Here is a 20451-nt window from a genome sequence, read left to right as displayed (position 1 = left end):
GGTAGGGCACGGCTTTGGCTGACGCAATCGCTGTTGGGTCAAGAAGTGTTGTTCTGAACTTGCATCTCAATGGCATGCATCGGAATGCCGACGATTCCGGCTCCGACCCGCAGCGGACTCGTCGCGACACGGAAAATGAGCGCTTCATCCAGCCAGTGAAGTGTCACATGATCGCGTGCATCTCCGTCTGCCACAGCGACCGTTACGGCGTAATCCCCGCTCGGAAGGTATGGCATCCTGAAAGCGAACTTCGCTTTCACAGTGTCGCCGGCCTGCGCACCGAGTGCACTGTCGCTGTAAGTGAGGAAAGTGTTGTCGCCGAAGAGATTCTGCCCGGTGCGATCGCGGACGTAGAAGCCCACGATCGGGCTGGCGGATGCTTTGTCGAAGGCGACATCAGCCGTCAGTACGACGTCCTCGCCTCCCTCCAGCGAGGTCGAGCCGATCCCGTTTTCCGCCAGCGTCACTTTCGTAATCCGCGCTCCGCCGGTTCCAAAAGCCGGGCTGCTCGCGTTGAAAGCGAAGACTTCCAGAACATTGCGCTTGTCCGACGCCTTGATGCGCTGATGTTCGACATGCGGAACGTTAGATGTCTTGATGGCGGCCTGGCGGCGCCGTTCCCCGATCGCAAAGCCGCCGCCGTCCAACTCGTTGCGCAGCGCGGCTTGATACTGAAACCCCACGTCGGCAGCCGGTCCGTCCGCACGCACTCTGCCTTGGTCCAACCAAACGGCACGGTCACATAAGGCGTTCACTGCACTTTGATCGTGCGAAACGAGAATGAGCGTCCCGTGCTCGCGGAACTTGCGGATGTAGCGCATGCATTTTTGCCCGAACGCGGTATCGCCGACGGACAAGATCTCATCGACGATGAGGATGTCGGCATCGACATGCGCCGACACCGCGAAAGCCAGTCGAGCATACATTCCCGACGAGTAGGACTTGACCGGCTGATCGACGAAGTCGCCGATTGCTGCGAAATCAAGAATGGATGGAATACGAGCCTCGATTTCTTCGGAGGACAGACCTAGGATGGAAGCGGCAAGCCGGACGTTCTCCATCCCGGTGAATTCGGGATTGAAGCCAGCCCCCAATTCGAGAAGAGGCGCGATCCGACCGGTCACGGCCAGGTGGCCAACGGTCGGTTGCAGCGTTCCGGTGATGACCTGAAGTAGCGTCGACTTGCCGGAACCGTTGCGTCCGACGAGGGCGACGGCCTCGCCCCGCTCGATCTTCAAATCTACGTCCTGAAAGGCCCAATATTCGGTGAAAAGCTTGCGGCGCTTTCGCCAGAACATCTGCTTCAGCCGGTCCTCGGGCTTTGCGTAGATCAGAAAGGACTTACCCAACCCTTCCGCACTAATGACGACATCAGATGACATCTGCAAAAGCCTTCTTCGTTCGATTGAACCACCAGAACCCCAGGGCCGCGACGAGAACCGACGCGATAAAGTAGAGACCCCAGGTGAGCGGGTCGGGAAGCCGGCCGAAGAAGACGATATCACGGAACTGGGTGATCCCTACCGTCAGGGGGTTGAGTGAGATCAGCGCGCGAAACTGTTCGGGGATGGCCTCAAGCGGATAGAAGACGGGCGAGAGAAATAAGAGCGCCGTCACCATCAAGGGTACGATCTGCCGAAGGTCGCGCAAGAAGACACCCAGCGACGAGAGGATGTAGGTCACGCCCAGCGTCAGAAGTGCGATCGGCAACACGACGATGGGAAACAGTAGGATAGTCCAGGGAGGGAGCCCATATAAGCCGATGAAGATTGCCAGGAAAACGAGAAAGGCGATCCCCCCGTTCACCAGCGCGGTCACCACGGCGACCCACGGGATAATCGCAAGCGGAAAGACCACTTTCTTGATATAGGAGACGTTCTCCGACAACAGCCCAGGACTGCGTGCGACGGCGTCGGAGAAAATCGAAAAGAGAATATAACCTGCGAAGAGGAGCATCGCGAAATTATAGGCTGGTGGCTGTCCGTCGGGAACGATCCACCGGCTGCGCATCACCGTTCCGAATGCGAAAGCATAGATTCCGATCATGATGAGCGGAAGCAGCGCTGCCCAGAGGAGGCCTACGATCGAACCCTTGTAACGCGCGTGGATTTCGCGCCGTGCCAAGCGACCAAGAAGGTTTCGATGCCTCCAGCCCGTTGTTAGAAATCCAAACATATGCTCTCAAGCCCCGAACGGTGCGTAGAATTCTTATCGCGTAGTCTCGGATCCGTTCGTACGCGTGGAACGCAAATCCAGCCGACAGGCGGCACCCCGTCGATGAGCTCGGTTTTAGGAGAGAACGCGCACGCGCCAGTCGTTCAGCGTATCATCGAGCGTGCGTTCCCACTCGATCATCGGTTTCCAATCTAGAAGAAGCTGCGCGGTCTTCGCTTTGCCGACGGCACGCCCGATCTCGCTCGGACGCATTCGGGCTGGATCAGATTGAACTTCGATCTGCACTGAACTGCGACTCATGAGCGCCGTCAGGATGCCGCCTATCCGCCGACCCTTGCCGCTTGCCAAATTCATCAGCGCTCCGACGGGGAGCGGTTCGCGGCGTAGAGCGGCCGTCACATAGGCATCAGCGACATCTCGAACGTCCAGGAAATCACGTTCTGCTTCGAGATTGCCGACGCGCAGAACGGGTGGCTCGAGCCGCGCTTCGATCTGTGCGATCTGGCGAGCGAACGAAGCGACAACATAAGTGTCTGACTGTCCGGGGCCGGTATGGTTGAATGGGCGAAACCGCACGACATCAAGACCGTCTGTCGCCATATGTCCCAGCAGGAGATCCGCTGACGCTTTCGTAACACCATAGATCGATCCGGGTGCTAGCAGGCTCCCCTCGTCGACGGCCTCCACAAGGTTGAAGCTTCTGCCGTAGGCCTCCGAACTTCCTGCAAAAACCAACCGGGTCGAGGGGGAATGGTCTCGGATCGCCTCGGCCAGATGCAAAGTCCCGCCTAGATTGACAGCGAAGGCGCGCTCTGGATTGTCCTTGGCCGTTCCAGGTGCCGCGATCGCCGCCAGATGGACGATCGCTCGAGGCTTCAATTCCGACATCCGTCGCCGCACCAGCGCGGCGTCGGCGATATCGCCCCCATTATCGAGGAATGGAACAGGCCTGACTCCTGGGCAGTCGCGAAGCTTGCGCATCACCCATCCGCCGACGAACCCGGATGCCCCGGTTACAGCGACAATGTCTACGAAAGCGTTCATAGCGCCCGACTTTCTCGCATCGCCTGCAGGTTAGGCCCTCAGTCGCTTGAGGTCGGCGTCGACCATCTCGACGATCATTTCCTCGAGCGTCGTCTGCGCCTCCCACCCCAGCTTCTCCCGTGCCTTGGCCGGGTTGCCGAAAAGGACGTCGACCTCGGCCGGTCGGAACAGATCGGGATCGATCACAAGGTGATCCTCCAACGACAACCTCGCATGACCGAACGCGATGCGGCACATGTCCCGAACGGTGACGGTCCGCCCGGTCGCGACGACATAATCGTCAGCAACCTCTTGCTGCAGCATCAGCCACATGGCGTGCACGTAGTCGCGCGAATGCCCCCAGTCCCGCTTGGCGTCGATGTTGCCCAGCCGGAGTTCCTTCGACAGCCCGAGCTTAATCCGTGCCACGCCGTCCGTCACCTTCCGAGTGACGAACTCGATCCCGCGAAGCGGCGACTCGTGATTGAAGAGGATCCCGCTCGACGCATGCAGGTTGAAGCTCTCGCGATAGTTGATGGTGATCCAATGGCCGTAGAGCTTGGCCACGGCATAGGGCGATCGCGGATAGAATGGCGTCGTTTCGGACTGCATGTCCTCCTGAACGAGACCGTACATCTCGGACGAAGACGCCTGATAGAATCGAGCGGCCGGATGCTCCAGCCGGATGGCCTCAAGCACGTTGGTGACCCCAAGTGCGGTCACTTGTCCAGTCAGGATCGGCTGCTGCCAAGACGATTTGACGAAGGACTGAGCTGCAAGATTGTAAACCTCGTCGGGCCGGATTTCCCGCATCACACGCATCAGCCCGGATAGATCGAGCAAATTTCCGTCGACGAACCGGACATCTTTGGCAATGCCGAGCCATTTTAGCCGCACGTCGTTGACGTCGGACGTGCTGGAGCGACGGACGAGCCCGTGAACTTCGTAGCCCTTCGACAAAAGGAGCTCGGAAAGATAGGCGCCATCTTGGCCGGTCACACCCGTGATGAGAGCCGTCTTACTCATTGTGCGATCCCAACCCTTTAGATGACGCCCTCGATCGTGCGGGTTCGAGAGACCGAAGCGTGGTGACCTATCCAAAGGTCGAAACAAAGGCAATGTTGGTGCCGGTCCAAGAAAAGGCCCCTGGCCGTTGGCTGGGGGACCCATTGCTCGCGGCGTGCTCGGCGTTGCATCATCCCGCAGTTATCTGCCAAACGGACATCCTCGGCGCGACTAAGCGACCGCAACCAAGTGCCGCATCCGATCAATTGTCCGAGAGCCGAAAAGCCGGACGCGGCCTATCAGCCGAGTTCCGTCCTAAGCCAGTCGATCGTCTGACGAAGGCCGTCATTCCAATTGGTTTTCGGAACCCATGTCAGTTCCCGCTCAGCTCGGGAAACATCGAGAACATTGAATGGAACATCCGCGGCTCGTGCGTCTTGAAACTGAACCGTTGCATCCTTTCCGGTCATGCGACGCAGGTCGTCGATGATCGAAATGACGGATCTGCCGACGCCAGAGCCAATATTGAAAATCCGTTCGGCGCCGGTGTAGAGCGCGCTCGATACCAACGCGTCCACAACGTCTTCGACGTAGATGAAGTCGCGGACGATATTGCCGTCCCCCCAGATTTCAACGGAACTGCCATCCAAGATGTGACCCGCCATCGTCGCTACGACTCCTTGTCCGCGACCGGGGCGTTGAAACGGTCCGAAGGGGTTGGCGATGCGCAGGGAGGCGAAGGGTCTGCCGGTCGCCCATTCGTCGGCTGCCAGATACTTCTCGATCGCGAGCTTCTCGACACCGTAGAAGGAGATCGGATTGGCTGGTAGGCTTTCGGGAATAGCAAATCGCGGCGTCCGTCCATAGATCGTTCCGCCCGATGACGTAAAAACGATCCTGCCACGGCGCATATGTATAAGGTTCAAGCTCAAGGCGATCGAACTCTGGAGCGATGCCACTGGATCGCGCGCCGAAAGCGCTGGAGATAGGCCGCCGAGAAGGTGAAAGACGACGTCTGCGTCGCGAAGAACTTTTTCGTGTGGGCGCAGGTCGCAATCATCGAGACGTCGCCAGTCGGTTCCAGCGACGGCGTGCGGGAAGGCGCTCGAGCGAGAAAGAGCAACGCAGGAGGCGCCCAGAGCCTCAAGGCGCCTTAGGAGATTGGTGCCGATGAAGCCGCCAGCGCCGATGACGACGCAACGTAGCCCCGCGATCAGCGGGGGAGTGCGCGCCGCGAGGGAAGCCCCGGTCACCTGATGCCCTTTAGAACGCGTTCCATCCGATCGACCATGGTGTCGAACGTGAAGCGGGTTGCCGCTTCCTTCCCCGCCCGCGCGAGGCGGTGTCTCAGTTCTGGCTCCCGAGCCAAACGCGCAATTCGATCCGCCAAAGCATTGCTATCACCCCTCGGGTAGACCAGCCCGGTCACGCCGTCCACCACGATCTCGGTGTTGCCGCCTGCGTCCGAGGCGATCGTCGGTATTCCTTCACCCAGCGCATGAATCAGAGTCAGCGAGAATGGTTCGTAAAGGGAGGGGAAAACGTATATATCGTGCGCGGCGAACAGCGCTGGCAGTTCATGCTCCTTGACCGGCGGTCGAAGCGAAATGACGTCGCCGCAGCCGCTGGCTTCGATAGCGGACGCCAGTGTCCGATCGTAGGACCTATCCTGCCTATCGCCGACGATCGTTAACGTCATCGTCGCGGCGTCGGTGCGTTTCAGGTGCGCGAGCGCTTCGACCACGTGATGGGCGCCTTTGAGATCGACCAAACGCCCAGCAAACAAGAGCCGGATCGCTTCGTTCGAAGGCCGGTCGGGCCGATGTTGGAGAACAGCATCGCCGGATTGCAGCGGTTTGACCCCGTTGTGGACCGTTTCTTCGTTCCTGAAGGACAGACCGGCTCGGGCGTGCATTCGCCTCATGTAGTTCGAGCCAAAAATCGCGGTAAGCTTGCGAGGCTCAGCCTTGGTCACGCTGGGTACGTCCGTTCTGGACCCCGAGCGCACGCGTTGCAGAATGGCCGCCAGGCGGCGCTTGAAAGACAAGACCGGCTGCGAGGGTAGGGGCTCGGCATGGGGTGTCGTGCACGCTCGGACCTCGCGAACAAAGTAGTCCTGCCACCACTCAGGCTTGACCATGTTTATCAACCAGTTGTCCGTCAGCATCACAACGACCGGAACAGGAAGAGTTTCCAGCGTGGAGAGCATGGACGGGTGCAGGAAGAACAAGTTCCAGCTGAAGACGACGTCCGGTTTTATTCTTGCGACCAGGTCGGCAAGTCGCGCCGAATTCGCAGCTCGCTGAAGCTGCATATCCTCCTCGCTTCCATCGAAAGGATCGTAGATGCTCGACCCGACGAAGAGCTTCAGATCGCGGTAAACGGTCTGGCCAGGATAGGCAGCCGTCTCGCCACCGAAATCACTGGTAAGGACGGTGATTTGATGCCCGCGGGAGGAAAGTTCCTGTGCGACGGCGAAGGCAAGTTTTTCGTATCCCCCGATGCTGTTGGGGGGATAGAGGTTGGATACGAAGAGAATATGCATCAAACGAACTCCCGAAGGGTCTCCATAAAGGCCCGGTCGGCGAGAAGGTGCGAGACGGCATCGCCTCGGGGCGGAGCAGCGTGAAGCCTGGCTAACGCCAGATTCACGCCATCGGTCAGCTTGTGCTGCGCGAACACGTCCTGGAACCTCGCCCAGCGTCGGGGATCGAGCCCCGCGCCCGACAGGGACGGAGACTCGTAGAGGTGGATCGCCGACACGATCGCCCACTCGGCCCGAACCCTGGCATGTTGTTCGTTGATCGTATTGTTCTCGTGACGTCGGTAACGCATCAGCCTGCGAGGGTCGATCTGGATCGCGCCGGAATAGGCAAGGATGCGTAGCAGGAAGTCGAGATCGTGGGCGTAGCGAAGGTTTCGAAACCCGCCGATGCGCTCGACCAGAGAGCGACGGAAGACGAAATTCGACGTCGTCATTAGAAGGTTGGCGTTGACGAGCGCCAACGAGAGATCGCTTTCTCCATCGTGCCGCGCGAGGGCCTGTTCGTACCAGGCATCTTCGATCGGGCTCGACCGCGCATCCATGAACAGAAGGCCCGAGGCAGCCAGCTCACTCTTTTGCGAAGCCGCGAGAAGGGACGCCAGAGCGTCCAGACGTCCAGGTTCGTACACATCGTCCGAGTTCAGGATCGCGACGAAATCGCCGGTCGCCCTCGCCATGCCATTGTTGATGGCAAGATGGGCGCCTTGATTGGGCTGCGACCAGACGACGATCCGGTCATCCTTCCGAGCAAGCGTCCGTGCCGTTGCGAGCGAATCATCGGTCGATCCGTCGTCGACGATGATGACTTCGCGCAGCACCGCGCCTTGTCCCAGCGCACTGTCGAGGGTTTCGCCGATGAATCCGGCATGGTTGTAGAGCGGAATGACGACCGAGACCGATGCCTCTGGCGCCGAGCGGGCGGGTGCGGGGGTAGCAATTGTAGACCCGCTCTCTTGCTTCATTCGCTTGCGAAGATTGAACATCCGGGCCGCCGTTTCCTAAAAATGGGCAGAAGAGACGAAAGGCGAGCGTCGAAGCTGGCCAAAACGCCCGCTGGAGCCCCGAAAGGCATATCGCCAGTAAGCGTGGCCGAGCGCGTCGGTGCTCTTGATCCTGTCTCACTTCTCACTCAATGAGTGCAGCCTCGAAAAAAGACGAGTTAAGTTTCATGGACGATATCGCTCAGATCGACATCGGGGACGAGATCCACTGGCAGCCCCATCGCCTCGTCTTTCCGGGAAGCTGGGCTGGCCATATCCCATTCGCGTTCTGGTTAATCAAGGCGCTTCGTCCGCGGGTCCTCGTCGAGCTGGGCACCCACACCGGCAATTCCTATGGGGCCTTCTGTCAGTCGATCGCCCACTTCGGCACCAGCACGCGTGCCTTCGCAGTGGACAGCTGGCAGGGCGACGACCATGCGGACTTCTACGGAGAAGAGGTCTTTGCCGATGTCAGCGAGCATAACAGAGCGAATTACGCTTCGTTTTCGACGCTCATGCGGATGTTCTTCGAGGATGCCCGCCCCTACTTTGCGGATGGGTCTGTAGATCTGCTCCACATCGACGGTCTGCACACCTACGATGCGGTAAAGGCCGATTTCGAAGGCTGGCGCGACAAGCTTTCTGACCGGGGCGTCGTCCTTTTCCACGACACGAATGTGCGGGAGCGCGATTTCGGAGTCTGGAAATTGTGGGCCGAAATTTCCGACGAGTATCCCTCTTTCGAGTTTCACCATTCCCACGGTTTGGGCGTTCTTGGCGTCGGCCGCGATCTTCCGGAGTCGCTCAAGGCGCTGTTCGAGGCTTCTTCGAACGCAGCCCGCGGGCTTCGGCGCCAGTTCGAACGACCTGGCGAATTGCTGCTGCAGCGATCACGCATGATCGAGATGACGCGGCATTTCACGAAGGTCGGCGAACAGCTGCGTGATGCGCTCCAACTGTCCGAAGCGGAGCGGGAAAAGGTCTCGCGCGAGCACGCCTGGACCGTGCAGTTGCTTGGCGCCAAGGACGGCTTGATCGCCGGTCGCGACGCTCTCCTATCTGAGCGGGAAAACCAGTTGCGGGCCCGCGACGCAATGGTTCGCGAGGCGCAAGCACGCAATCAACAAGCCCTCGAAGAGCTTGCCCTGCTGCGTGCGAGCGTCGCGCCGGACCCTGGAACCGCTTCCTTGTTGCCGGAGCGAATTGCTCAGCTCGAGCGCGAACTGCATGAAGCGCGCGAGGAGGTACTTAAGCTCGCTGGCAGCCACGCGTTACTGCATCCTCAGGCCGCCGATCCGAAAGCCGACGTCCAGGCCATCCATGCCCTCTACCAAAGCTCGGCCTCCTGGCGGCTGACGAAGCCGTTTCGGATGGCCAGTCGCGTGGCAAGGCGGCTCTTGCATGGCGCCGGCGCCCATCCCGCAGATGAGCATCCCGACACGATCGCGCCGGAGACGCCGCTGGGTCTGCCGACGGGGCAGGCTGATGCTGCTGAGATCGAGGCTCTTCCGGTGGCCGAAACTGTCCAGAGCGAGCAAGTTCCCTCGGCCTCGGGCCTCAAGGCGTCTGTTCGGCAGATGATGAGCCATCGTCTGAGCGCCTTCCTGACCGGGCGTGGGCGTCTGAAGCTTCCGCGGAGCGAGGCACCCGACATCTCGGTGGTGCTCGTCCTCTACAATCAGGCAGAACTGACCTATGCGTGTCTGAGCTCGGTCGTCGAAGCTCTTTCGGGTAGCGCGCTCACGGTCGAAGTCATCATCTGCGATAATGGCTCAAGCGATCGGACGGACGAACTCCTGGGCCGTATTGATGGTGCGACCATCATTCGGAACGAGGAAAACCTGCATTTCCTGCGCGGCGTGAATGCAGCGGCATCGCACGCTCGCGGTCGACACCTCCTTCTCCTGAACAACGACACGCAGGTCACGCCGGGCTCTCTCGATCGTGCTGTGGAGCTTCTGGACAGCGATCCGACGATCGGCGCAGTCGGCGGTCGTCTCGTTCTTCCCGATGGAACTTTGCAAGAGGCAGGTTCGATCATCTTCTCGGACGGTTCGTGCATGGGGTACGGTCGTTCGCACGCGGTCGATGAATCGCAGTTCATGTTCCAGCGTGACGTGGACTACTGCTCCGGTGCCTTCCTGATGACGCCGCGCGCCGCCTTCGAACGACTCGGCGGCTTCGACGTCGCCTTCGCGCCCGCCTATTACGAAGAGACCGATTATTGTGTGCGTTTGCGGAAGGAAGGCCTGCGCATCGTCTTCGATCCGCAGATCGTGACCCTGCATTTCGAGTTCGGCTCCTCCGCCGCCAGTGACGACGCCCTCGCGCTGCAACAGCGCAACTGGGCGACTTTCCGCCGGCTGCACGGAACCTGGCTGGCGACCCAGCTTCCGTCTTCGAGCGACCCGGCCACGCTTCTGTCCGCACGCAACGCACTGGACGGGAGGCCGCGGCTCCTCATGATCGAGGATCGCATCCCTCATCGGCAGTTGGGGGCGGGCTACCCGCGCTCCAACGATCTGGTGCGCGAACTCGACCGGCGTTCGCATCTGACCTTCTTTCCGATGTTCGAGCATCCGGAAACCTGGCAAAGTATTCGCCAAAGCATTCCGGATACCGTCGAGGTGATCAAAGAAGGGTCTTCGGCCTATCTGGAGGCGTTCCTGAGAGCCAGGCGCGGCAGCTTCGATGCGATCGTCATCGCGCGGCCGCATAACATGAGCGTTCTGACGGATATCGTCGAGCGCGACGCAGCGATCCTGGCCGGTGCGAAGATCATTTACGACGCGGAGGCCATTTTCGCCCGTCGTACGCTCCTTCAGTCGAGCGTTCTCAACATCCCGCTCGAAGGGGGCGATCCGGAATTACTGGTCGCGCGGGAAGTGGCCCTGACGCGCCATGCGCATGCGGTCATCTCGGTGTCGGAGGATGAACGCAGAACCTACATCGAGCACGGTGCGCCGCTCGTAACGACCGTTGGCTTCTCGATGGAAGTGCGTCCGACGCCGGCGTCTTTCGACGAACGGGAGACCATTGTCTTTCTCGGCCCCGCCCATGACGACAACACTCCCAATTCAGATTCGCTGCGCTGGTTCGCAGAGGCGATCCTGCCTCGGCTCCGGGCTGATCTCGGCGACCACATTTGCCTGCGTGTGATCGGCATGGTGGCAGCCCCATCCATCCAGGCATTGGCCGAGGAGGGCGCATTCGAACTTGCCGGGCGCGTCGACGATCTCGCCGCAGAGATGAACCGTGCACGCCTCGTCGTGGTGCCCACGCGCTTTTCGGCGGGAATTCCGCTGAAGGCCCAGGAGGTCGCCAGTTTCGGGGTGCCCATTGTATCCACCGAACTGATCGCTGAGCAGCTGGGCTGGACGGCGGGTCAGGATCTGCTGTCCACCAACGACCCTGAGGCCTTCGCTTCGTCCTGCGCCGAACTCTACAGGTCGAAGGAAACCTGGGAGCGCCTGCGCGCGAACGCGCTGGCGCGCGTTGCAAGCGATTGTTCCCCTGAGCGCTTTTCGGCGGCGGTCGAAGAAGCGCTCGCCATCGTCGAACCACGCGACGAGCGAGCCCTCGCGATCGCTCGCCTGCTCGATCGGGCCGGAGAGGAAGACGTTCTGCCGCGTTATGTCGGCCGGCCGCTGAGCGAAGACGCCAGCATGGCCGTTCCGTTCTCCTACCGCCCCGCTCCTCCTGAAACGCCGAAGGCGGCGGCGATCGTTCACGCCTTCTATCCCGATCTCGTGCCGGAGATTTTACGCTATCTGAGGAACATTCCCTTTCCAATCGATCTGTTCTTCTCCACGGACAGCGAAGAGAAGAGGACCGCCATTGAGGCCGTTCTGGAAGGATGGGCGAACGGGAGCGTGGCTGTTCGCGTCTTTCCGAACAGGGGCCGCGACATCGCACCGAAAATCGTCGGCTTTGCCGATGTCTACCCCTCTTATGACTACGTTCTGCACTTGCATTCCAAGGCGTCGCTTCATGAGCCCAAACTTGCGCCCTGGCGGCGGTATCTTCTGGAAACGCTGGTCGGATCGCCCGCCGTTGTTTCTAGCATTACCGAAGTCTTCGAACGAGAGCCCTCGGTCGGACTTGTGGCTCCGCAACACTACGACTACATCCGTCGCTGGCTAGGTTGGGAGAACAATTTCTCACAAGCAAGGCGAGTTGCCGCACGCATGGGGATCTCGCTTTCGCCGGAACAGGCTCTGGATTTTCCATCAGGCTCGATGTTTTGGGCGCGCAGCGCGGCTCTCAAGCCTATACTCGACCTGAATCTCACGTTCGATGACTTCCCCGACGAGTCCCGACAGACGGACGGGACGCTCGCTCACGTGATCGAGCGGCTATACTACTATGCGGCCGAGTCGGCCGGTTTCTCGTGGGTGAAGGTGGCGAGACCTGAGTTTATGGTGGATGCCCGGATGGCGGAGACGGTTGTCTCGCCGCGCGACTTGCAGCGTTTCGTCGTTGAGAAGACGCCTACTCTGAGCGGTCCTGTGCGTCTGGAAACATGTCCGGATGCTCCAGCCGTGATCCGCACGTTGCCGCCCGCTCTCGCGGCGTTAACGCCGGCTGCAGGGGAATACTAGGACGCACAGCGGGCGTCAGACCGACCGTTCGGCTCCTGCGCTTGTGATGATCTCAGACCTCGCGAGCCCCGAACGAGCCCTGACAGAGCGTCGGGGTTCGTGCGAAGATGAGGCGGCAAATCGCTGGCATCGTCCAGTTCGGGAGTGTCTTCACGGTGAAACCAATTGAGCAGTCCGACTTTGACGAGGATTGGTATCTTGATACCTACGTAGACGTTCGCGGTGCAGTGGACGCCGGCGGGTTCAAGGACGGGTACGATCATTTCATCCAGTTCGGGTTTAGAGAGGGGCGCGACGGTCGTCTTCGCTCAACGGGTCGGATCGTCAGCATCTACGGTTCGGCGCTCTCGGACGATCCCCTCGATCAGACAAAAACGGCTTGGTCCATTTCTGCCGACGAGCAGGCCGCGCTTTTCGGTTGGTACTGGATGGCCCATCCTACGGTGCGCGCGCGGACCCACGCGATGCAGTCGGGCGATCCCGAAATGGATGGTTACGGACGGCTTGCTCAACTCGCTCGAGAGCGCGGCTTGCAGATCCCTTTCGCGCGAACCCTCTCGCTCGGTTGTGGGTTCGGCGGCCTTGAGCGGGACTTGAGTGATCGGGGGTTGATCGCCGAGTGCGACGCGATCGATATCGCCGACGCGGCCATCGAGCGGGCGAGCGGCTTGGCGCACGAGGGCGGCTACGGGCAGTTGCGCTACCGCGTCGCCGACCTCGATCGCGAAACACTTCCCGAAAAACACTACGATCTGATCTTCGCGCATCAGTCGGTCCACCACGTCGAGCGGTTGGAAGAACTGTTCGAGAAGGTCGCCAACGCTTTAAAGCCCAGCGGCCTGTTTCATTTGAATGAATTCGTCGGTCCGACGCGCTTCCAGTGGACCGACGACCAGCTTCGGCTCGTCAACGAGTTCCTCGATACGCTTCCCGAAGAGCTTCGGCAGACGCCACGCGGTCGAAAAGCTTCGGTTGTACGCCCGACGGTCGAGGCGATGATCCGGGCCGATCCGAGCGAATCGGTGCGTTCGGCCGAAATTCTGGAGGTGCTCGACCGGCGGTTCAAAGTCATCGAGAAGCGAGCCTACGGTGGAACGCTACTGCATCTCGGCCTCGGTGAAATCGCCCAGAACTTTTGCGAGGACGACCCGAACCACCGAGCTCATCTCGAACGGTTCTTCGCTCTTGAGGACGAGATGATGGATCGGGGACGTATCGGAAGCGACTACGTCGTTGTGGTGGCGGAAGTGCGCGGCTGATCCAGTAGGGTTCACCGGAACGATGGGCTGGATCCAGCCCAGAGCACTCAACGCATCGGCCTCGACGGCGGAGGTATGAAGCGGTTTTGCAGTTTTCAGGCCGACTGCAGCACTCGCGCTGTACTCATGTATTCTGTTGCCGTGCGCTTCGATGTATGGCCCAATCGAGGTTGGACTCGTCTTGGGACGATGAAGACCTTCCCTCAAGAATGGGGAGTAACGAATATCGCGACAGGTTTGCCGCTCATTTGAGGAGGATCGCTTCTAGAGCGGCGTCCACGCTGATCCGCCACGGCGGCAGACTGTGCCCGAAGACGGTCGCAAAGCGGTCATTCGATAAGGCCGAGTTTGCCGGACGCTTCGCTGGTGTTGGATAGTCGGCTGTCGTGATCGGCTCGACGCGGGCTGATGGTCCGCCCAACGTGGCCGACTTCGCAAATATCGCTTCCGCGAAACCAGCCCAGGTCGTTCGACCCGCGGCCGTCATGTGAAAGACGCCACGCCATTCGGAGCCGCGGGGTTCAGCACGGATCCTTCGAGCGACTGCGAGAATTCCACTCGCAATGTCGGACGCATAAGTCGGGGAGCCGTGCTGATCCGCGACAACGCGCACGGTGTCGCGGTCAGCGGCAAGCCGTAGCATCGTTTTCAGGAAGTTCGAGCCGAAGGCGGAATAGACCCATGCCGTGCGCAGGATTACGTGCGCCGGGTTTGCCGCGGCGACTGCTTGTTCACCGCCGAGCTTCGACCGGCCGTAGACGCTCGCCGGGCCGGTCTCATCGCTCTCGCGGTAGGCGCCAGCTTTGTCTCCGGGAAAGACGTAGTCGGTCGAGATGTGGATCACCGGCACCCCTGCGTCGGCGCTCGCCAAAGCGACATGGCGCGCCCCGTCACGGTTCACCAAGAAAGCCGTCTCGGGCTCGGTCTCGGCTCGGTCGACGGCGGTGTAGGCCGCTGCGTTGACGACGATGTCCGGGCGGAAACCCTCCAAAGCCTTACGGACCGAAGTGGGGTCCGTAATGTCGAGATCGGGCCGACCGATTGCCATGATGACCATATCGGCTGCGCTCAGGCCGGTGAGCGCCTGCGCGACCTGACCCTCCCAACCGGTGACGAGAATGCGCATTCTAGGAACCCTATGCCTTCGCGGACACCCCGAGCCTGTCGCCTGCATACTTGCCCTGCCGGATCGGTCGCCACCACGCCTCGTTGTCGAGGTACCAGCGGATGGTCTTCTCGAGACCGCTGTCGAAGTTCTCGCGCGCCTGCCAGCCGAGCTCGGTTTCGATGCGGGTCGCGTCGATGGCATAGCGAAGGTCGTGGCCAGGCCGGTCGGTGACGAAGTCGATTAGTTCGCGGCGCGGACGGCCGCTATCGAGCGGGCGAAGCCGGTCGAGCGTGTCGCAAATGGTCTCCACGACTTCGAGGTTCGAGCGCTCGTTGCGTCCACCGATATTGTAGGAGCGCCCTACGGCACCGGTTGTTGCCACGAGCACGAGTGCGCGCGCATGGTCGTCGACATAGAGCCAGTCGCGAACGTTCTCTCCCCGACCATAGACCGGCAGGCGTTTACCCTCGAGACCGTTCAGGATGATCAGCGGGATCAACTTTTCGGGAAAATGGTAGGGGCCATAGTTGTTCGAGCAGTTGGAAAGCACCACGGGCAGGCCGTATGTGTGGTGCCAGGCGAATACGAAATGGTCGGATGCTGCCTTGGAGGCCGAATAGGGGGAGGAGGGTGCGTATGGCGTCTCCTCGGTGAATAGGCCGCCGCCCAGCTCAAGCTGCCCGTAAACCTCATCGGTCGAGACATGGTGGAAGCGGAAGGCCGTGCGCGCCGGCTCCGGCAGGGAGGCCCAATGTGCGCGAGCCGCCTCCAGAAGGCGGAACGTGCCGACGACGTTGGTCTCGACGAAGGCCGCCGGCCCGTCGATGGAGCGATCGACGTGGCTTTCGGCCGCCAGATGCATGACGATGCCGACATTTTCCTCGGTCAGGATTCGACTGACCAGCGCTGAATGGGCGATGTCGCCCTGCACGAAGCGATAGCGGGGATCGCCATCGATCTCGGAAAGCGAGGCAAGGTTTGCGGCGTAGGTCAGCTTATCGAGGTTCACCACACGGTGAGGCGTGTCGCGCACCAAATGCCGGCAGACCGCAGAGCCGATGAAGCCAGCGCCGCCGGTAACGAGAATGGTGGTCGGATTCATCGATGAAACTCAGTTCTGGAACTTGAAAGACGGCTTGACCTCCGCCAGCGTCGGAGCGCTCTCGTCCTTCCCCGATAGAACGGGCGTGGCGCCGCTCAGCGGCCAGTCGATTGCGATGGCCGGATCGTTCCAGCGGATCGAACGGTCGTGCTGTGCGGAATACGGAGCGTTGACCTTGTACAAAACTTCCGTGTCCGGCTCGAGCGTCAGAAACCCGTGGGCAAAACCTGTCGGCACCAAGATCTGGTTGAAGCTGCGGGCCGAAAGCTCCAGCGTCACATACCGGCCGAAGGTCGGCGAACCAGCACGGATATCGACGGCGACATCGAGGATGCTGCCCCGGATGACCCGCACGAGCTTGGCTTGCGCGAAGGGCGGCTCCTGATAGTGAAGACCGCGAAGGGTGTGGATTTGTGCGGAAAAGGACTGATTGTCCTGAATCCAATCGATGGGAAGGTTCGCGGCCTCGAAGCGCTCCGAATTGTAGGTTTCCGAGAAGAAGCCGCGATCGTCGCCGAACTTGCGGGGCAGGACCTCCACCACGTCCGCGATCGCCAATCGTTTCGTTTCGAGCATTCAGGAGCCTTCGCCGCCGCAGTCGGATTCGTCTATTACCAAACGGCTTATCCCGCAATGAGGCGGCTTGGCTGGCGCTCTTTCGGCTCTGTTGCTCTTTCGGTAGAACCTCCGCAGCGAACCGTTTGTGACGAGTGGAATATATGCGCGGCATCATCCTTGCCGGGGGCAGCGGCACCCGCCTCCATCCCATGACGTTGACCGCGTCGAAACAGCTTTTGCCGGTCTACGACAAACCGATGATCTACTACCCGTTGTCGGTCCTGATGCTGGCGGGCATACGCGAGATTCTCGTCATATCGACCCCTCACGATCTTCCTCGCTTCCAGGCGCTGCTCGGGGACGGCCAGAAGCTCGGTCTCTCCCTTTCCTATGCCGAGCAGCCGAGCCCGGATGGGCTCGCGCAAGCCTACATCATCGGCGAGGACTTCGTCCGCGGCGAGCCCTCCGCCCTGATCCTCGGTGACAATCTATTCTACGGGCACGGTTTACCGGAACTGCTAGGCAAGGCGGGTCGCACGAAAAGCGGGGCGACTGTCTTCGCCTATCACGTCAGCGACCCGGAGCGTTACGGTGTGGTCGAATTCGACAATTCTGGACACGCCATCTCGATTGAGGAGAAGCCTGCGGCGCCCCGGTCGAACTGGGCGATCACGGGCCTCTACTTCTACGACGGCAAGGCCTCGCAGATTGCTCGCAATCTAAAGCCTTCGCCGCGCGGAGAGCTGGAGATCACCGATCTCAACCAGGTCTATCTGGATGAAGGCTCGTTGACCGTCGAGCCGATGGGGCGCGGTTTTGCCTGGCTGGATACCGGGACCCCGGACTCGTTGCTACAGGCGGCCGAGTTCGTGCGGACCCTCGAGCGGCGGCAGGGTTTCAAAATCTGTTGTCCAGAAGAGATCGCCTTCCTCAACGGCTTCATCGACGCCCACGCCTTGCGCGACCTCGGCCGCGAGCTCGGAAAGAGCGAGTACGGGAAGTACCTCCAGCGCATTGCCGACGAGGGCTACCCACGCCATGGCTGAGAGGGGCTTGGCCGTAGGGCTGAACGTCTTCAAGCCGGACCGCTCGCTGTTCGATCCGCTTTTGGAACTCGCTCGAAGAGAGGCGGCCCATGTCTTCATCGTGGTGGACGGTCTGCCCGGAGCGGCGATTGATCCCGGTCATCTTCGTGCGATTTCTGCGCTATCGAACGTGAGCATTCTAGAGCTCCGCGAGAATGCTGGGATCGCCTCGGGGCTGAACCGCCTCGTTGCGGCGGCTCGGGCGGCCGGCTTTTCACGCCTCATCTTCTTCGATCAGGACAGCGAGCCCGGCGAGAACCTGATCGCTCGTCTCGACAGAAGGATGATCGAGCTTCTCGATGCAGGCCATCATCCGGCGATGATCGGCCCGTGTCCTGTCGCCGCGGCCGGCAGCGGAACCCGCGAGCCGCGTTATCGACGACGCGGACGGTTCGCCGACGATATCTTTAGTGTCGACTTCGTGATCGTTTCCGGAAGTCTGCTCGATGTGTCCGCCGCGGATCAGGTTGGTCCCTTCCTTGAGCGCTTGCGAATGGACAGTGTCGATCTGGAATGGTGCTTCCGCGCTTGGGATCGCGGCTATTCGATCTGGATGGACGAGGGCGTTCGCCTACCCCATCGTGTCGGGGCGGGCCTCGTGCGGGCCGGACCGATCGCTTTCCCCCGACAGAACACGGCTCGTATGGCGAACTATGTCCGCTCGCAGGCTATGCTCATTCGGATGTCACACGTGCCGCTCCGCTGGAAGCTGCGCTCGCTCGCCTATGTACCTCTCCAGGTCGCTCTTTACGCGTGGAAAAGCAGCACTCCGTTCTTCCATTTGCGCCTTCTGGTTTCTGCGGCGGCTTACGGTCTTGCCGAGCGCGGGCGAAAGGAAAGCTCTCATTGAGACCGATCGTCGTCTTCGTTCACCTTCATTACCTGGAAACCTGGCCGGACCTCTCCGCGCGTCTCGATGCAAGCTTCGACCGACCGTTTCGATTGGTGGTGACGACCACACGGCGAGCGTGCGAGATTTCGCGGCCGGCGAGTCCGCATCTCGTCGGTTTTGAGGTGATCGAGACGGCCAACCGCGGGCGAGACGTTCTCCCTTTTCTCTTGGCGCTCCGTGAGACGACGGATTTCGAAATCGGGCTGAAACTGCACGGCAAGCGCTCGGTTCACCGACTGGATGGCGAGGCTTGGCGCGAGGCGCTCGTCGGTTCCCTTCTGCCCGATAGGGTGACTGCCGAACGGCTCGTGAGCCGGATCGAGGCGGATGGTCGGATCGGCCTTGTCGGACCGGAGAACTCGCTCTGCTCGATCGAGCGTCATAGGGGCGGGAATGACCGCGCCATGTTCTCGATCGCGGAGGGGCTGGGTGAGCCGCTGGCCGAGATGCTCGATCGAACCCCCTTCTTCAGCGCAGGCACCATGTTCTGGTTTCGCCGTGAAGCGCTCGCAGCCGCAATCACGCACGACCTTGCCGACCTTTTCGCCGAAGAGGGAGGGCAGACCGATGGAACCGCCGCGCACGCGCTGGAGCGCTTGTTCCCTGCACTTGTCGAGGCCCAGGGTTTCCTCGCTTTGCCAACGAATGTGGTGCTGGACTTTGACGCGGACACGCCCACGAATGATCTAAAGGCGGCCGCACGCGCATCCGTGGACGTCGATGAAACCTTCGTGCGCCTGCCGGGGCCGCTTGCCGCCTTCGTCATGCGGCGCTTGCGGTTCGCAGTCCCGTTCTATCTCGCGATGCCCAAACCCGTTCGCCGCCTTATGAAAGCGACCGCGGGCGGCGCGCTTCGGACGATCAAGCGCTGACCATCCGGGTGTAGAGCCGCTCCACCACCGTTGCGACCGCCTCCTCCGTATAGCCGTCTTCGACGACCCGCCTGCGAGCGCTCTGTCCCATGCGCTCCACTAACGAACGATCGGTGGCCAGGCGGAGAAATGCGTTCGCCAGGGCGATCGGGTCGTTCGGCGGAACCACGATGCCGTCCAGTCCGTCGCGTACGAAAGAGCGGCAGCCTGCAACCTCGGTCGTCACGAGCGCGCGTTCACTTGCGGCAGCCTCCAGCAACATTCGCGGCAGACCTTCACCGCCTCGGGACGGCAGGCACGCGATATCGTGGTCTGCCCAGACCTTACGAACGTCCTGCGTTGCGCCATGCCAAGTGATTCCCTCCCTGGCACTCCATTCGCGCAGCGTCTCCTCGGGTACTGCTCGAGGGTTTAGCGGGTCCGGCGCTCCGAACAGCGAGAGCTCCACTTCGGCGCCTTGAATACGAGCCAAGGTTGCTGCCTCGACGGCGAGGTCAGCCCCTTTGGACCACAGCATTCGCGAGACGAGAGCAATGCGCAATGGCCCCGGCCGACGCTCAGTCGTCGGCTCATAGTAATCCGGATCAACGCCGGCGCCGCCGACAATCGTGACCGAACCGTTATTCGGTTGCATTCCGAACCGCCGCGGATCGTCCTCGTTCTCGAAGAGGAATTGCGTATCGGATCTCGCGAGGCCCCTTCGCACGAGGAGCGCGAGGAGGCGGGTCAGGCCGCTCCCCGTCGAGTCGGATCGAGCGGTTAGGAATCCTCCACCCGTCACGGCGAAGAGGATTGCGGGTACGCGAGCCAGCCGAGCAGCCGCGCCCCCGACGACGATCGAACGCAGAGCGATGGCGTGAACGACAGTTGCGCGTTCGCGCCGTAAAATGCGGGCCATGCCGAAAACGGACCGCACGATCGCGAAGGGGTCCAGCGAGCCTCGGTCTGCCTCGAAGGGAATGACGCGACCGCCAGCGGCCTCAATAACCGAGGCATGTTGCCGGACGCGTGTCAGGACGATCGGGTCGAAGCCCGCCCGCTGGGCAGCACGCAACATTGGAAGGAAATGCGACGCGAAGAACCAATCTTCCGTGACGACGAAGACCAGCGTCTTGCGGGCGGGCATGTGCTTGAACCTTGATCTGCGACGGAGGGCCGTCGAAAGGATATGCGTTCCGTGAAATGGAGCGCGGACACCGGTAGTGCGAGATTGGTTGCCGAAGGGCGTTCGTCAGCTGCGGAGGAA

The 20451-nt window shown here is 61.2% G+C and carries 16 protein-coding genes; 5 read left to right on the top strand and 11 right to left on the bottom strand.

The genetic code is table 11. The features are described from left to right. Positions 1-38 precede the first annotated feature (38 nt). From AC6R2M_RS12715 to AC6R2M_RS12685, 7 genes are all read right to left on the bottom strand, one after another. The gene (locus AC6R2M_RS12715; RefSeq protein WP_500482684.1) at positions 39-1382 is read right to left on the bottom strand and encodes an ABC transporter ATP-binding protein; all 1344 of its coding nucleotides are present in this window, start codon (positions 1380-1382) and stop codon (positions 39-41) included. After that, positions 1372-2124 (bottom strand): ABC transporter permease, encoded by a 753-nt coding sequence (locus AC6R2M_RS12710; RefSeq protein ID WP_500482682.1) that lies wholly within the window; start codon positions 2122-2124, stop codon positions 1372-1374. Before AC6R2M_RS12710 ends, AC6R2M_RS12715 begins: the two co-directional genes overlap by 11 nt. Positions 2125-2289: 165 nt before the next feature. Further along, on the bottom strand, positions 2290-3219 hold the full coding sequence (locus tag AC6R2M_RS12705) for a GDP-mannose 4,6-dehydratase (RefSeq protein ID WP_500482680.1): 930 nt from the start codon (positions 3217-3219) through the stop codon (positions 2290-2292). A gap of 30 nt (positions 3220-3249) precedes the next feature. Beyond that, positions 3250-4224, bottom strand: a complete 975-nt coding sequence (locus AC6R2M_RS12700; protein ID WP_500482678.1) for a GDP-mannose 4,6-dehydratase — start codon at positions 4222-4224, stop codon at positions 3250-3252. A 278-nt stretch (positions 4225-4502) separates the two neighbouring features. Continuing rightward, on the bottom strand, positions 4503-5456 hold the full coding sequence (locus AC6R2M_RS12695; protein ID WP_500482676.1) for an NAD-dependent epimerase/dehydratase family protein: 954 nt from the start codon (positions 5454-5456) through the stop codon (positions 4503-4505). Continuing rightward, a complete protein-coding gene (locus tag AC6R2M_RS12690) occupies positions 5453-6748 on the bottom strand; it encodes a glycosyltransferase family 4 protein (RefSeq protein ID WP_500482674.1) in 1296 nt (431 codons plus the stop codon). The genes AC6R2M_RS12695 and AC6R2M_RS12690 overlap by 4 nt, the downstream gene beginning before the upstream one ends. Further along, positions 6748-7731 (bottom strand): glycosyltransferase family 2 protein, encoded by a 984-nt coding sequence (locus AC6R2M_RS12685; RefSeq protein WP_500482672.1) that lies wholly within the window; start codon positions 7729-7731, stop codon positions 6748-6750. The genes AC6R2M_RS12690 and AC6R2M_RS12685 overlap by 1 nt, the downstream gene beginning before the upstream one ends. Positions 7732-7916: 185 nt before the next feature. On the opposite strand from AC6R2M_RS12685, the gene AC6R2M_RS12680 reads away from it, so the two are divergent. Both AC6R2M_RS12680 and AC6R2M_RS12675 read left to right on the top strand, forming a co-directional pair. Beyond that, on the top strand, positions 7917-12329 hold the full coding sequence (locus AC6R2M_RS12680) for a rhamnan synthesis F family protein (protein ID WP_500482670.1): 4413 nt from the start codon (positions 7917-7919) through the stop codon (positions 12327-12329). A 107-nt stretch (positions 12330-12436) separates the two neighbouring features. Then, complete coding sequence (locus AC6R2M_RS12675; RefSeq protein WP_500482668.1) at positions 12437-13588, top strand: class I SAM-dependent methyltransferase; 1152 nt, start codon at positions 12437-12439, stop codon at positions 13586-13588. Between the two features lie 244 nt (positions 13589-13832). On the opposite strand, the gene rfbD is transcribed toward AC6R2M_RS12675, so the two are convergent. From rfbD to rfbC, 3 genes are read right to left on the bottom strand one after another with little or no spacing between them, the layout of a single operon-like run. Then, positions 13833-14714: a dTDP-4-dehydrorhamnose reductase gene (gene rfbD / locus AC6R2M_RS12670; protein WP_500482666.1), complete on the bottom strand. Its 882-nt coding sequence runs from the start codon at positions 14712-14714 to the stop codon at positions 13833-13835. Positions 14715-14724: 10 nt separating this feature from the next. Further along, positions 14725-15798: a dTDP-glucose 4,6-dehydratase gene (gene rfbB / locus AC6R2M_RS12665; RefSeq protein ID WP_500482664.1), complete on the bottom strand. Its 1074-nt coding sequence runs from the start codon at positions 15796-15798 to the stop codon at positions 14725-14727. A 9-nt stretch (positions 15799-15807) separates the two neighbouring features. After that, a complete protein-coding gene (gene rfbC, locus AC6R2M_RS12660; RefSeq protein WP_500482662.1) occupies positions 15808-16374 on the bottom strand; it encodes a dTDP-4-dehydrorhamnose 3,5-epimerase in 567 nt (188 codons plus the stop codon). Between the two features lie 143 nt (positions 16375-16517). Here rfbC and rfbA point away from each other — a divergent pair, with 143 nt between their 5' ends. From rfbA to AC6R2M_RS12645, 3 genes are read left to right on the top strand one after another with little or no spacing between them, the layout of a single operon-like run. Beyond that, positions 16518-17402, top strand: a complete 885-nt coding sequence (gene rfbA / locus AC6R2M_RS12655) for a glucose-1-phosphate thymidylyltransferase RfbA (protein WP_500482660.1) — start codon at positions 16518-16520, stop codon at positions 17400-17402. Continuing rightward, a complete protein-coding gene (locus tag AC6R2M_RS12650; RefSeq protein WP_500482658.1) occupies positions 17395-18291 on the top strand; it encodes a glycosyltransferase family protein in 897 nt (298 codons plus the stop codon). The genes rfbA and AC6R2M_RS12650 overlap by 8 nt, the downstream gene beginning before the upstream one ends. Further along, a complete protein-coding gene (locus AC6R2M_RS12645) occupies positions 18288-19205 on the top strand; it encodes a rhamnan synthesis F family protein (RefSeq protein ID WP_500482656.1) in 918 nt (305 codons plus the stop codon). Before AC6R2M_RS12650 ends, AC6R2M_RS12645 begins: the two co-directional genes overlap by 4 nt. Here AC6R2M_RS12645 and AC6R2M_RS12640 read toward each other — a convergent pair. Then, positions 19195-20331 carry a glycosyltransferase family 4 protein gene (locus AC6R2M_RS12640; RefSeq protein WP_500482654.1) on the bottom strand — a complete coding sequence of 379 codons (1137 nt, stop codon included), beginning with the start codon at positions 20329-20331 and terminating at the stop codon, positions 19195-19197. The genes AC6R2M_RS12645 and AC6R2M_RS12640 overlap by 11 nt on opposite strands. Positions 20332-20451 lie beyond the last annotated feature (120 nt).

The organism is Aureimonas sp. CAS, assembly GCF_059838215.1.
Note: the sequence above shows the minus strand (reverse complement) of the source record. Positions and strands in the feature narration are given on the sequence as shown.